Raw genomic sequence first — 13,813 nt, 5'->3', positions numbered from 1 at the left:
GAGTATGCAGCCCGTCATGAATCCCAAATACCCGGGCCTCTCGGTGCGTGTCGCCGATGAGGGTTTTGCGGCTTATATCTGGGGCAGTGATTTCAGTTTTGAAGTCGCCGCCTATGGCGCAGCAGAAATCGGCAAGCCGGTGGCGCAGTGGCCGGTGACGCCAATCACCCCGTATCGCAAGTGCTACGGCATCGATCCCGAAGAGTTCAGCAGCTTTCGCGACGCCGCCGACAGTGCGATTTTCATGGCCTATCTGGATGATGAGCCGGTGGGCCACCTGGTGGTCAGCACCAACTGGAACGGTTTCGCCCATATCGATGAATTGGCGGTGCATGCACCGGCGCGTCGCCATGGCGTGGCCAAGGCGTTGCTGGACGTAGCGCAGTTCTGGAGCCGCAAGAAAAAGCTGCCGGGCATCATGCTGGAAACCCAGAACAATAATCTTGGGGCCTGCCGGCTGTATGAACGCTGTGGCTACGTGGTTGGCGGGATCGATCATCTGCGTTATCGCGGGATCGACCCGAACACCGCCGAAGTCGCATTGTTCTGGTATCGATTGTTCGATAACCCGCTGGAAAAACCGATCAGCTCGCCAGCATCGCCACGGCTTGTTCCGTGATGATGTCCAGCAGCGTCTGAACCGCCGAAGAGGGCTCGGCGTTTTTCAGGCGCAGGGCGTAGACGCTGACCGGTACCGCAGGCGCCAGCGGGCAGGCATCGAGCCCGGCCGATTTGGCGCCGAGGGCGGTAAACGGATCGACAATCGCCAGGCCTTCGCCGGCCTCGACCATGCTGCGCATCATTTGGTGCGTCTGCACTCGGGTCTGGATGACCGGGGCAGGGCGCAGCGCATGCAGCTTGTTGTCCAGCGCCGGGCTGAGCGGGTCGTGACCTTCCAGGCCGACCATCGACTGGCCGGCCAGGTCTTGCAGCGAGATGTACTTCTGTTTCGGTTGCAGCCAGCCATGGGGTGCCAATAGCTGGAGCTTGCCCTGGGCGATGACCTGGCAATCGATATCGGCGTGGTCCGGGTCGTGCAGGCTCAGGCCCAGATCGCTTTCGCGCAGCAGCAGGCTTCTGACAATCTCGCGGGTCGGTTGGCTCAGGAGGGTGCAAGGTGCATCGGGGAGGCGTCGGCGCAGCGCCGCAATGCTTTGCGGCAACAGCTGTTGCGCCAATGGCGGGGTGCAGATGATTCGCAAGGGTGGGGCCAGATATTGCTTGAGGCTGCTGGCCAGTCGCTGGACCGGCTCAAGGGCCTCGTAGACGCGGGCGATCTCGACCTGCAACTCCCGCGCCTCGCGCGTGGCTTGCAGACGGCCACGCACGCTGGCAAACAGCATGAAACCCAACTGATCCTCGGCATCGCGCAGCGTGCGTTCAACCTCGGTCACGGGCAACTGCAACCATTCGGCGGCGGTGCCCAGGTGACCGGTCTGCAGGAGCGCCTGGATCACTTCGATATGACGTAAACGCATGCGTGAAGTCCATGTTCAGCAGGTGAGGGAGTCAGTGACTGAATCCTAACTCAAGTGCGCGCATATGACTTCTGCTCATAACAGCGGGTTATGAAGCGACGTTCGTTTCAGGCTCGCGAATGAGGGTGACACCGGTTTGCACCAGCACAAACGCGTTGTCGTCGAGTTTGTTGACCCGATCGCCAATGGCCAGTTTATAGGTGGTGACAGGCGCAGAGCCGGCGAGGCCGTCGTGCGACAGGGTGGATTCCTGGAACTCATGCACGGAATAAACACGGCCTTCCGCGTCTCTTGCATGGAACTGACCGACGAGTACTGCTGCCATCTGCTTAGAACCTCTGGAGATAAATCACTCAATTTGCGGCTCTGTAGACCGTGGTTGGGCGAGGTAAGTTTTCCTACAGGAAAAAAATAGTCAGGGGCGGTGATTTTCCGTCGCCCGCTGGTTGAATCGTCATTTGATCATCTATAACTAGAAGCTCTTTCCATCGAACAGTCGAGTATCTTCCATGAGCAACGTCTACGAGATCGCCGTTCTGGTCGGCAGCCTGAGAAAAGCATCGATCAACCGCAAGGTCGCGCTGGCGCTGGCCGAGCTGGCGCCTGCCAATCTGAAGCTGACTATCGTCGAAATCGGCGATTTGCCGCTGTACAACGAAGACATCGATGGCGATTCACCGCCGGCAGCCTACAGCACTTTCCGACAACAGGTGCGTTCATCCGACGCGGTGCTGTTCGTGACCCCGGAATACAACCGTTCGGTGCCGGCGCCGTTGAAGAATGCGATTGACGTTGGTTCGCGTCCCTATGGCCAGAGTGTCTGGGACGGCAAGCCGGGTGCAGTGATCAGCGCTTCACCGGGCGCCGTCGGTGGATTTGGCGCCAACCACAATGTGCGCCAGTCGATGGTGTTTCTCAATGTGCCGTGCATGCAGCAGCCGGAAGCTTATCTGGGCGGCGCGGGTTCAGCGTTCGATGAGGCGGGCAAATTGTCGGAGTCGCTCAAGCCGTTCCTGCAGAAATTCATCAATGCGTATGCGCAGTGGGTCGAGCAGCATAAAAAGCCATGACCGCTTCCTTTTAGCTCGTAGCAGCTGCCTCGCAGGCTCGGCAGCTGCTACATCAGGCATTTCATCCAGCCTTCACTTTACGGTCTATTCAAACCTCCCTATATTCCGCGCTTCGTTTTTCCGTCGGGCTGGAACCGGGTCTATATGCTCATCGCATCGTTGATTTTTTTGCTGACCATCACCCTGGTGATCTGGCAACCCAAAGGCCTGGGCGTCGGCTGGAGTGCGGTATTCGGCGCGGTGCTGGCGCTGCTGTCCGGGGTGGTGCACCTGAGCGATATTCCGCTGGTATGGCAGATCATCTGGAATGCCACCGGCACCTTCGTTGCGCTGATTATCATCAGCCTGCTGCTGGATGAGGCGGGGTTCTTTGCCTGGGCCGCGTTGCATGTGGCCCGTTGGGGGCGGGGCAGCGGGCGCAAGCTCTTTGCTTATATGGTGCTGCTCGGCGCACTGGTCTCGGCGTTGTTCGCCAATGACGGCGCGGCGCTGATTCTTACGCCGATCGTGATTTCCATGCTGCTGGCGTTGCGTTTTTCCCCGGCGGCGACCCTGGCGTTCGTGATGGGGGCCGGTTTCATCGCCGACACCGCGAGCCTGCCGCTGGTGGTGTCGAACCTGGTGAACATTGTTTCGGCTGACTTCTTCAAGATCAGTTTCAACCGCTACGCCGCGGTGATGATCCCGGTCAATCTGGTAAGCGTGGCAGCGACCCTGGCGATGTTGATGGTGTTTTTCCGTCGCGACATCCCCCGTGATTACCATCCCGAGCAATTGGCAGACCCGGCCACCGCAATTCACGACACCGCAACGTTTTATGCCGGTTGGGTGGTGTTGGTGATTCTGCTGCTCGGCTGCTTTGCCCTTGAGCCGTTGGGCATTCCAATCAGCGCGATCTCCGCGGTGTGCGCTGCATTGCTGCTGGCCATTGCCGCTCGTGGCCACAAGATTTCCACGCGCAAGGTGATGAAAGAAGCGCCGTGGCAGATCGTGATTTTTTCCTTAGGGATGTACCTCGTGGTGTATGGCCTGCGCAACGCCGGGCTCACCGGGTATCTGGCCGGTTGGCTGGATGGCTTTGCCGGTTACGGCGTGTGGGGCGCGGCCATGGGCACCGGGGTGCTGACGGCGTTGCTGTCGTCGGTGATGAACAATCTGCCGACCGTGCTGATCGGCTTGCTCTCGATCGATGCCAGTCAGGCGACCGGCGTGGCGAAAGAGGCGATGATCTACGCCAACGTCATCGGCAGCGACCTGGGGCCGAAAATCACCCCGATCGGCAGTCTGGCGACCTTGCTGTGGCTGCATGTGCTGCAGCGCAAGAATATCCGGATTGGCTGGGGGTATTACTTCAAGGTCGGGGTTGTGCTGACGGTGCCGGTGTTGCTGGTGACGTTGGCGGCCTTGGCGTTGCGGTTGTCCTTTTAGGTTGCTGAAGATCAAGATCAAAAGATCGCAGCCTTCGGCAGCTCCTACGTTGACCGTGGACGACCCAATTTCCGCCGTCATGCCCGATTCCTGTAGGAGCTGCCGAAGGCTGCGATCTTTTTTGCTGTACCTACAAAAATCGAATCAACTCTGGCCCGGCACATTCGGCCAAAGATCGGACACCAGAAACAGCCGCTCGGCCTCTTCCCAATCCCCTTTGGCATTCTCTGTCAGCCGCACCATCAATTGTGCCGGTGCCAGCGGGTCCAGATCGCTCAGCCACGTGTCCAGCTGTTCAGCGCTCCAGGTCTGCTCCTTGGGATAGTGCGCCGGCGCCAGCCAGGCGTGGCGGGGCAGAGGTTGCCAGCGACCGAACGGACGCTGCACGACAAACTCCGCCCAGTCCTTCTGGTGCAGCCAGCTACCGCGCAAATGCTGAGGGTGGGCGCCACTCGGTGGTTCGGCCTGCCCTGGCCACGGATAGAGCAGATAACCGCCCAGCCATAGATGCGCGCTGAACTGCTGGATATCCAGCGACGCCAGCACCTCACGGCTCTCCGCCCGCGCGGAAATCGGCAATTGATGCTGGCTCAGGTGTTCCAGTTTGCGGTCCAGCCGATCATGACAACCCGGTCCGAGCCACTGCGCGGTGTCATGGCCGTCACCGTTCTGCGGGCCGAGGTAGAGCTTGATCGCCAGTTCCAGATGATGCACGCCATCGCGATCGCGCAGCAGCATGTCCAGTTCACCCAAGGTGTGGCCTTCACGGCGGATCGGCATGTTGGCGGCGATCAGCTCGATCCCCGGCGCGTGCCGCACGGCGTACTGCCACAGCCGTTCGTAGTACAAGCCCAGGCGCCGGGTCCTGGCCTGGGCCAGCCAGTGCAGCAAATCGTAACTGTCACGATCCAGTTGCCTGAGCCAGTGTTCCAGACGCTCCGGCGCCTGCACCCAATCACTGCCGGCCAGGGGGTGACGCTGCGGCCACGGGGTGGCGTCGAGCATCGGCGGCGCGAGGATGACCCAAGCCAGGTCGCGCACTTCAGGGTGGCGCAACTGGTGAGGTAACTGGAGCAAGTCTGGAAATAGGATCATCTTGCGAGCATAGCCCGAAACTAGAGCACACCGTTGTAGCTGAAAGGGTTTTGTCTACGCCGCGCTTTCGCCCATAATCGTGTTTTTCGCCGCCACACGCGTTAGGGGCCTCATGGAGCAATTTCGTAATATCGGCATCATCGGTCGCCTGGGCAGTTCTCAGGTGCTGGATACCGTCCGCCGACTGAAACGGTTTCTGCTCGATCGTCACCTGCACGTGATCCTCGAAGACACCATCGCCGAAGTCCTGCCGGGCCATGGCCTGCAAACTTCGTCGCGCAAGATGCTCGGTGAAGTCTGTGACATGGTGATTGTGGTCGGTGGTGACGGCAGCCTGCTGGGCGCTGCCCGGGCGCTGGCCCGGCACAACATCCCGGTGCTCGGTATCAACCGTGGCAGCCTGGGATTCCTCACCGATATTCGCCCCGATGAGCTGGAAGTCAAAGTCGCCGAAGTGCTCGACGGCCATTACCTGGTGGAAAACCGCTTCCTGTTGCAAGCCGAAGTCCGGCGCCACGCCGAGGCCATCGGCCAGGGCGATGCGCTGAACGATGTAGTGCTGCACCCCGGCAAGTCGACGCGAATGATCGAGTTCGAGCTGTACATCGACGGCCAGTTCGTCTGCAGCCAGAAGGCCGACGGCCTGATCGTTGCCACGCCGACCGGTTCGACCGCTTACGCGCTGTCTGCGGGCGGCCCGATCATGCATCCCAAGCTCGACGCTATTGTGATTGTGCCGATGTACCCCCATACCTTGTCGGGTAGGCCGATTGTGGTCGATGGCAACAGTGAGCTGAAAATCGTCGTGTCCAAAGATATGCAGATTTACCCGCAAGTCTCCTGTGACGGGCAGAACCACTTCACCTGCGCGCCCGGTGACACCATCACCATCAGCAAGAAAGCGCAGAAGCTGCGGCTGATTCACCCACTCGACCACAACTACTACGAAGTCTGCCGGACCAAGCTCGGCTGGGGCAGCAAGTTGGGTGGTGGAGGCGACTGATGCTCGATCCCGCGCGTAGCTACGACCTGATCGGTGACGTGCACGGTTGCGCTCTGACCCTTGAGCACTTGCTCGACCGGCTCGGTTACCACAAACAGGCAGGTGTCTGGCGGCACCCGTCGCGCATGGCGGTGTTCCTCGGCGACATCATCGACCGCGGCCCGCGGATTCGCGAGGCGCTGCACATCGTCCACGACATGGTCGAGGCCGGCCAGGCGCTGTGCATCATGGGCAACCATGAATTCAACGCCCTCGGCTGGAGCACGCCGGCGCTGCCGGGCAGCGGCAAACAGTTCGTGCGCGAGCACACCCCGCGCCACGCCCGCCTGCTTCAGGAAACCCTGACCCAGTTCGAAGATCATCCCCAGGATTGGCACGACTTCCTGCAATGGTTCTACAAGCTGCCATTGTTCGTCGATGCCGAGCGTTTCCGCGTGGTGCATGCCTGTTGGGATGCCAGCCTGATCGAGCCGTTGCGCGGGTTGTTCCCCGACGGTTGCATCGACGAGCATTTCCTCCAGGCCTCCGCGGTGCCCGGCAGTTTCGCCTGCACCGTGTTCGATCGCCTGCTGCGCGGCACCGACATGCGCTTGCCCCACGGCTTGACCATGACCAGCGGCGACGGCCTGACGCGCTCGTTCTTCCGCACTAAATTCTGGGAAGACGACCCACAAACCTACGGAGACATCGTGTTCCAGCCCGACGCCTTGCCCGAGCCGGTGGCCCGCACACCGCTGTCGTCCAGCGAAAAAGACAACTTGCTGCGCTACGGTATCGAAGAGCCGATGTTGTTCGTCGGCCACTACTGGCGCAGCGGCAAACCGGCGCCGATCCGCCCGAACCTGGCGTGCCTGGATTACAGCGCGGTGCTCTACGGCAAACTGGTGGCGTATCGTCTGGATCAGGAAACCCGTCTCGACCCGCATAAATTTGTCTGGGTGGATGTCGAGCGGCCGGAGGTGATGCAATGACGGCGGTGGCGGTATTGCGCCTGCCGCTGGCGGTGGATTTGAGCGGGTTCGTCAAACTGCTGCAGCGCATGCAAGTGCCCCATCGGGTCAGCGAAGAGGCGGGCGAGCAGGTGCTGTGGGTGCCGGCCAGCATCAGCGAAGACGTGCGCTCGTTGTATGAACGCTTTCCGGCCGGCGACCCCGATCAGCAACTGGATATCCCGGTGGCGCCGACCCTGCAGCGTCCGGGTTTTGTCGAGCAGTTGCGCCACAGCAAGGCCACGGCGTTCGTGCTGTTGCTGAGCCTGATCGTCGGCGTGGTGACACTGCTGGGCGAGAACCTCGAGACGATGCGCTGGCTGACCTTCCTCGATTTCCGCGTGGTCGGCGAATACATCCATTTCACACCACTGGCCGACAGCCTGGCGGCGGGGCAGTGGTGGCGTCTGGTGACGCCAATGCTGATCCACTTCGGTATCCTGCACCTGGCCATGAACGGCATGTGGTACTGGGAACTGGGGCGGCGCATCGAGTCGCGGCAGGGCAGCATCAACCTGATCGGCCTGACGTTGCTGTTCAGCCTGGTGTCCAACTATGCCCAGTTCTATTTCAGCGGCCCGACCCTGTTTGGCGGGTTGTCCGGGGTGCTGTACGGCCTGCTCGGGCATTGCTGGATCTTCCAGCTTCTGTCGCCGAACCCGGCTTATCGCCTGCCCCGAGGGGTGTTGGTGATGATGCTGGTGTGGCTGTTGTTGTGCCTGTCGGGGCTGGTCTCGATGATCGGCTTCGGCGAGATTGCCAACGCGGCCCACGTCGGCGGGTTACTCATCGGATGCTTCACCGGTTTGTTGGGCGGTTTGTACAACCGCCGTAAACTGGCCGTCTAAACAGTTATGAATAAAGAGCGCGGAGCCCTTGATGTCCTCTTTTAACGAAATGATCAAAAACATTACCCCGGATATCTACCAGAGCCTGAAACTGGCGGTGGAAATCGGCAAATGGTCCGACGGTGGCAAGCTCACCGCCGAGCAGCGCGAACTTTCCCTGCAAGCGATGATCGCCTGGGAAATCCAGAACCTGCCCGAGGAACAGCGCACCGGCTACATGGGCCCGCAGGAGTGCGCGTCGAAGTCGATCGAAGTGCCGAATATTCTGTTCAAGTCGGATGCCATCCATTGATCGAGATTGGCCGCGGTGCAATCAGCAAAATGTCGGCGCGCCTTGACGGGCCGAACGTGCAGTACGCTTTTCGTCTGGGCGACGTCGAGGTGCCGGTCAATCCGTTGATCGGCACCACGGTGCGCCTGGAATACCTGGGGGCGATCCACTGCACCCATTGCGGACGCAAGACCAAAACCAGTTTCAGCCAGGGTTACTGCTACCCGTGCATGACCAAACTGGCCCAGTGCGACATCTGCATCATGAGCCCGGAGCGCTGCCACTACGACGCTGGCACTTGCCGGGAGCCTGAGTGGGGCGAGAAGTTCTGCATGACCGACCACGTGGTTTACCTGGCCAATTCGTCGGGGATCAAGGTCGGCATTACCCGCGCCACCCAACTGCCGACCCGTTGGCTCGATCAGGGTGCCAGCCAGGCCTTGCCGATCGTGCGCGTCTCGACCCGCCAGCAGTCGGGCTTCGTCGAAGACCTGTTCCGCAGTCAGGTCGCTGATAAGACCAACTGGCGTGCTTTGCTCAAGGGCGATGCGGTGTCGGTGGACCTGGCGCAGGTTCGCGATCAGCTGTTTGAAAGCTGCGCCGAAGGTTTGCACAGTTTGCAGGAGCGATTCGGCCTACAAGCAATCCAGACGATTACCGATGTCGAACCTCTGGAAATCCGCTATCCGGTCGAGCAGTACCCGGCCAAAATCGTCAGCTTCAACCTGGACAAGAACCCGATTGCCGAAGGCACGCTGTTGGGGATCAAGGGTCAATACCTGATTTTCGACACCGGCGTGATCAATATTCGTAAATACACGGCCTACCAGCTCGCCGTGCATCAGTAAGGACTCCAGTATGCGCACCGAACAACCGAAGATGATTTACCTGAAGGACTATCAGGCGCCCGAGTACCTGATCGACGAGACGCACCTGACCTTCGAGTTGTTCGAGGACCACAGCCTGGTCCATGCGCAACTGGTGATGCGCCGCAACCCTGAACGTGGCCCGGGCCTGCCGCCGCTGGTGCTCGACGGCCAGCAACTCGAGCTGTTGTCGGTGACCCTGGCCGACCAGGAGCTGAGCGCCGCCGACTACCAACTGACCGAGAACCATCTGACCCTGCACCCGACCGCAACGAGCTTTACGGTCGACACCAGCGTCCGGATCCACCCGGAAACCAACACCGCCCTGGAAGGCCTGTACAAATCCGGCACGATGTTCTGCACCCAGTGCGAGGCCGAAGGTTTCCGCAAGATCACCTATTACCTCGACCGCCCGGACGTGATGAGCACGTTCACCACCACAGTGGTCGCCGAGCAGCACAGCTATCCGGTGCTGCTGTCCAACGGCAACCCGATTGCCTCCGGTCCCGGCGAAGACGGCCGCCACTGGGCGACCTGGGAAGACCCATTCAAGAAGCCTGCCTACCTGTTCGCGCTGGTGGCCGGTGACTTGTGGTGTGTCGAAGACACTTTCACCACCATGACCGAGCGCTCCGTGGCGCTGCGCATTTATGTCGAGCCAGAAAACATCGACAAGTGCCAGCACGCCATGAACAGCCTGAAGAAGTCCATGCGTTGGGACGAAGAGGTTTACGGTCGCGAGTACGACCTGGACATCTTCATGATCGTTGCGGTCAACGACTTCAACATGGGCGCCATGGAAAACAAAGGCCTCAACATCTTCAACTCCAGCGCTGTGCTGGCCCGCGCCGAAACCGCTACCGACGCCGCGCACCAGCGGGTCGAGGCGATTGTTGCCCACGAATACTTCCACAACTGGTCGGGCAACCGCGTGACCTGCCGCGACTGGTTCCAGCTGTCGCTCAAGGAAGGCTTCACCGTGTTCCGCGATTCGGAGTTCTCGGCCGACATGAACTCGGCCACGGTCAAGCGTATCCAGGACGTGGCGTACCTGCGCACCCACCAGTTCGCCGAAGACGCCGGCCCCATGGCTCACGCCGTACGCCCGGACAGCTTCATCGAGATTTCCAACTTCTACACCCTGACCGTGTACGAAAAGGGTTCGGAAGTGGTCGGCATGATCCACACCTTGCTCGGGGCCGATGGCTTCCGCAAAGGCAGCGACCTGTACTTCGAACGCCATGACGGCCAGGCCGTGACCTGCGACGACTTCATCAAGGCCATGGAAGATGCCAATGGCGTCGACCTGACCCAGTTCAAGCGCTGGTACAGCCAGGCCGGCACACCGCGTCTGGCGGTGAGCGAGTCCTACGACGCCACGGCGAAAACCTACAGCCTGACCTTCCGCCAGAGCTGCCCGGAAACCCCTGACAAGGTTGAGAAACTGCCGTTCGTGATTCCGGTGGAGCTGGGTCTGCTTGATTCGAAAGGCGCGGCGATTGCATTGCGTCTGTCCGGTGAAGCCAGTGCTCAAGGCACTTCGCGGGTGATCTCGGTGACTGAAGCCGAGCAGACCTTCACCTTCGTCGACATTGCTGAAAAACCACTGCCGTCGTTGCTGCGCGGCTTCTCGGCGCCGGTGAAACTGAGCTTCCCGTACGACCGCGATCAACTGATGTTCCTGATGCAGCATGACAGCGACGGTTTCAACCGTTGGGATGCCGGCCAGCAGTTGTCGGTGCAGGTGCTGCAAGAGTTGATCGCCCAGCAGCAGAAGGGCGAGGCGCTGGTGCTGGATCAGCGTCTGGTTGCAGCCCTGCGTACCGTGCTGTCCGACGAGACGCTGGATCAGGCGATGGTCGCTGAAATGCTCTCGCTGCCAAGCGAGGCATACCTGACCGAAATCAGCGAAGTGGCTGATGTGGAAGCGATCCACACCGCTCGTGAATTCGCTCGCAAGCAATTGGCGGACAACCTGTTTGATGCGCTGTGGCAGCGCTATCAGGCCAATCGCGATCTGTCTCAGAAAACCCCTTATGTTGCTGAGGCAGGGCATTTCGCTCGTCGCGCGTTGCAGAATATTGCGCTGTCGTACCTGATGCTCAGCGATAAACCAGAAGTGTTGGCCGTGACCCTTGAGCAGTTCGACGCGTGCGACAACATGACAGAGCGCCTGACCGCGTTGGCCGTGTTGGTGAATTCGCCATTCGAAGAGCAGAAAGCCAAGGCACTGGCGAGCTTCGCCGAGCACTTCAAGGACAATCCGTTGGTCATGGATCAGTGGTTCAGTGTTCAGGCCGGCAGTGTATTGCCCGGCGGTCTGGCGCGGGTCAAAGCCTTGATGCAGCACCCGGCGTTCAACATCAAGAACCCGAACAAGGTGCGGGCACTGGTCGGCGCGTTTGCCGGGCAGAACCTGATCAACTTCCACGCGGCGGATGGTTCCGGGTATCGGTTCCTGGCGGATCTGGTGATTGAGCTCAACGGCTTCAATCCGCAGATTGCTTCTCGCCAACTGGCGCCGCTGACCCGCTGGCGCAAGTACGACAGCGCCCGTCAGGCGTTGATGAAAGGCGAACTGGAGCGGATTCTCGCTTCGGGGCAGCTGTCCAGCGACGTGTACGAAGTGGTCAGCAAAAGCCTGGCCTGAGTTTGGCCTTGCTCCCTCAGGGTTCACTTGGACCCTGTAGGAGCGAGGCTTGCCCGCGAAGGCGGCCTGATGGCCGGCCGGGTTTTTGATGGTGTACATATCCGTTTCTGCGGTAACGGCTACTTATGGTTTCGCCCTTACGGCGACTCCCTTTTTTACAAGCGCCTAAAAAAGGAAGCAAAAAACGCTCGCCCCAAGCGTCCGGCCCCTCGCTAAGGCTCGGCGTTCCTTCGCTCCGGTATCCATCTGGGGGCATCGCCCTACGGTTGGCTTCGCTTCAACCTACATGCGATGGGTTCGACTGCGTCGAACGGCGCTGCGCGCCCATCCCCAGATGAACACCTCCACTCAGCCTCCCGAAGGGGCGGGTAGATCAAGATCAAGATCAAAAGCCAAAGCAAAGCAAAGCAAATGCAAGATCAAAAGATCGCAGCCTCGCTTCGCTCGACAGCTCCTACAGGGAAATGCGTCCGCTTGAGATCAGGCCGGCCGGGAGGCCGCCTTGCTTTTGATTTTGACGCACCGCCCCATCGAGAGGCCGAGTGGAGGTTCTGCGCAGTGGGCAACCCGGCATGGATGCCGGGTTAGCCGCCCCCGGCCATGGATGGCCGATGGCGGCGGGCCCACGGAGCAGGACCGGAGCGAGGGCATGCCGAGCCTCGGCGAGGCACCGAACGAAAGGGGCAAAAGCGCTTTGGTTACTTTGGCGCTTTTCCAAAGTGACCCGCTGTAAGAGCGGAACCAATAGCCGCCGTTACCGCAGAAACGGATATGTACCCCAGACCCCAGACTCCAATCACCGCTCCGAATGCCTCCCCATTCACCCACACCCCATATCCCCCCGGTTAACAAAACATAACGTGGCGTCGATTGTCAGACCTTTCCAAACCCCGATAGGATAAGCCCAGCTTCCGAAGGGGCTCTGGATTGCGGGTTTCAGGACTATGCTCTGGAATAGGGCAGTCCCGGTGAGCACCCCCTTACGGCGCCCTGAAAGGTTGAATGACCTAACAATAATAATGGGGGAAGGTCTATGAGTGAGCCTGTCATGGGTGTGAGTATTTGCCGCCCGCCGGCGTTACGCAGGTTCGCGTTGCTGGCTACAGCGCTCTCGCTGTTGGGTTGTGCCGTGTTGTCGGCTCCTGTGCTGGCCGCTGCCGCGCCGACCGCCGACGTGGTCTATTCCATTGAATCCGCCAAGGCCAGCAAAGGCCTGATGCTTGATGTCGTGCATGCCGGCAAACGCCTGGTGGCGGTCGGCGATCGCGGGCACATTCTTTTTTCCGATGACCAGGGCGCGACCTGGACCCAAGCCAAGGTGCCGAGCCGGCAATTGCTGACAGCGGTATTTTTTGTCGATGACAAGCACGGTTGGGCCGTCGGCCATGACGCGCAGATCCTCGCCAGTGAAGACGGCGGTGTCACCTGGAGCAAACAATTCGAAGACCTGCGACGCGAATCGCCGCTGCTCGACGTCTGGTTCAAGGACGTCAACAGCGGCTTTGCCGTGGGCGCCTACGGTGCCTTGCTGGAAACCACCGACGGTGGCAAAAACTGGGAAGACGTCAGCGATCGCCTGAACAACGAAGATCAGTACCACCTCAACGCCATCGCCGCGGTCAAGGATTCCGGCATTTTCATCGTCGGCGAGCAGGGCAGCATGTTCCGTTCCGCCGATGAAGGGCAGACCTGGGAAAAGCTTGAAGGCCCCTACGAGGGCTCGCTGTTCGGTGTGATCGGCACCGCGCAACCGGCCACGCTGCTGGTCTACGGCTTGCGGGGCAATCTCTACCGCTCCACGGATTTCGGCACCACGTGGGAGCAGGTCGAACTCAAGGCTGCACGCGGTGCGCTGGAATTCGGCCTGTCCGGCGCCACGTTGCTCGACGACGGTTCCATCGTGATCGTCGGCAACGGCGGCAGTGTCATTCGCAGCAGCGACGACGGCGAGACCTTCAGCGTGTTCAACCGTCCCGATCGCATTTCCGTCTCGTCGGTCACGGCGGCGGGTAACGGTAATCTGATTCTGGCAGGCCAGGGCGGCGTGCGCGTCACCTCGCCAACGGGCGCAGAGAATGGCACAAACGGGTCGTCCAAATGAGCCGGGCAAATAAT

At 60.5% G+C, this 13,813-nt stretch carries 13 protein-coding genes; 10 read left to right on the top strand and 3 right to left on the bottom strand.

Annotated elements, in window-relative coordinates:
* Window positions 1–4 precede the first annotated feature (4 nt).
* Window positions 5–619 carry a GNAT family N-acetyltransferase gene (locus tag LOY36_RS15470; protein WP_007937773.1) on the top strand — a complete coding sequence of 205 codons (615 nt, stop codon included), beginning with the start codon at window positions 5–7 and terminating at the stop codon, window positions 617–619.
* Here the strand turns inward: LOY36_RS15470 and LOY36_RS15465 are convergent.
* Both LOY36_RS15465 and LOY36_RS15460 read right to left on the bottom strand, forming a co-directional pair.
* The gene (locus tag LOY36_RS15465) at window positions 585–1,478 is read right to left on the bottom strand and encodes a LysR substrate-binding domain-containing protein (protein ID WP_019648960.1); all 894 of its coding nucleotides are present in this window, start codon (window positions 1,476–1,478) and stop codon (window positions 585–587) included. The genes LOY36_RS15470 and LOY36_RS15465 overlap by 35 nt on opposite strands.
* Before the next feature lie 88 nt (window positions 1,479–1,566).
* On the bottom strand, window positions 1,567–1,803 hold the full coding sequence (locus LOY36_RS15460) for a hypothetical protein (RefSeq protein ID WP_018929617.1): 237 nt from the start codon (window positions 1,801–1,803) through the stop codon (window positions 1,567–1,569).
* Between the two features lie 184 nt (window positions 1,804–1,987).
* Between LOY36_RS15460 and LOY36_RS15455 the strand changes: the two genes are divergently transcribed.
* The gene (locus LOY36_RS15455) at window positions 1,988–2,548 is read left to right on the top strand and encodes an NADPH-dependent FMN reductase (RefSeq protein ID WP_018929616.1); all 561 of its coding nucleotides are present in this window, start codon (window positions 1,988–1,990) and stop codon (window positions 2,546–2,548) included.
* 144 nt (window positions 2,549–2,692) lie between these two features.
* Window positions 2,693–3,976, top strand: coding sequence for an arsenic transporter (locus tag LOY36_RS15450; protein ID WP_258668665.1), 1,284 nt, complete (start codon window positions 2,693–2,695; stop codon window positions 3,974–3,976).
* A 144-nt stretch (window positions 3,977–4,120) separates the two neighbouring features.
* Here LOY36_RS15450 and LOY36_RS15445 read toward each other — a convergent pair whose 3' ends face one another.
* On the bottom strand, window positions 4,121–5,071 hold the full coding sequence (locus LOY36_RS15445; protein ID WP_258668663.1) for a DUF1853 family protein: 951 nt from the start codon (window positions 5,069–5,071) through the stop codon (window positions 4,121–4,123).
* Window positions 5,072–5,183: 112 nt separating this feature from the next.
* Here LOY36_RS15445 and LOY36_RS15440 point away from each other — a divergent pair, with 112 nt between their 5' ends.
* The 7 genes from LOY36_RS15440 (at window position 5,184) to LOY36_RS15410 (ending at window position 13,799) form a co-directional block, all read left to right on the top strand.
* Entirely contained in the window at window positions 5,184–6,074 is an 891-nt protein-coding gene (locus LOY36_RS15440) for an NAD(+) kinase (protein ID WP_007906781.1), read from the top strand.
* The gene (locus tag LOY36_RS15435; RefSeq protein WP_408981125.1) at window positions 6,071–7,045 is read left to right on the top strand and encodes a metallophosphoesterase; all 975 of its coding nucleotides are present in this window, start codon (window positions 6,071–6,073) and stop codon (window positions 7,043–7,045) included. Before LOY36_RS15440 ends, LOY36_RS15435 begins: the two co-directional genes overlap by 4 nt.
* Window positions 7,042–7,911, top strand: coding sequence for a rhomboid family intramembrane serine protease (locus tag LOY36_RS15430; protein WP_258668661.1), 870 nt, complete (start codon window positions 7,042–7,044; stop codon window positions 7,909–7,911). Before LOY36_RS15435 ends, LOY36_RS15430 begins: the two co-directional genes overlap by 4 nt.
* A gap of 31 nt (window positions 7,912–7,942) precedes the next feature.
* Entirely contained in the window at window positions 7,943–8,203 is a 261-nt protein-coding gene (locus LOY36_RS15425; RefSeq protein ID WP_007937782.1) for a YeaC family protein, read from the top strand.
* Entirely contained in the window at window positions 8,200–9,030 is an 831-nt protein-coding gene (locus LOY36_RS15420) for a DUF2797 domain-containing protein (RefSeq protein ID WP_019579317.1), read from the top strand. The genes LOY36_RS15425 and LOY36_RS15420 overlap by 4 nt, the downstream gene beginning before the upstream one ends.
* A 10-nt stretch (window positions 9,031–9,040) precedes the next feature.
* The gene (gene pepN / locus LOY36_RS15415) at window positions 9,041–11,698 is read left to right on the top strand and encodes an aminopeptidase N (RefSeq protein ID WP_258668660.1); all 2,658 of its coding nucleotides are present in this window, start codon (window positions 9,041–9,043) and stop codon (window positions 11,696–11,698) included.
* A gap of 1,033 nt (window positions 11,699–12,731) precedes the next feature.
* Complete coding sequence (locus LOY36_RS15410) at window positions 12,732–13,799, top strand: YCF48-related protein (RefSeq protein ID WP_258668659.1); 1,068 nt, start codon at window positions 12,732–12,734, stop codon at window positions 13,797–13,799.
* The last annotated feature ends 14 nt before the right edge of the window (window positions 13,800–13,813 follow it).

It is taken from the genome of Pseudomonas sp. B21-019 (assembly GCF_024749225.1).
In the GTDB taxonomy this organism is placed as follows: Bacteria; Pseudomonadota; Gammaproteobacteria; order Pseudomonadales; family Pseudomonadaceae; genus Aquipseudomonas.
The sequence above is the reverse complement of the archived record's forward strand: the minus strand, read 5'-3'. Positions and strand labels throughout refer to the sequence as shown.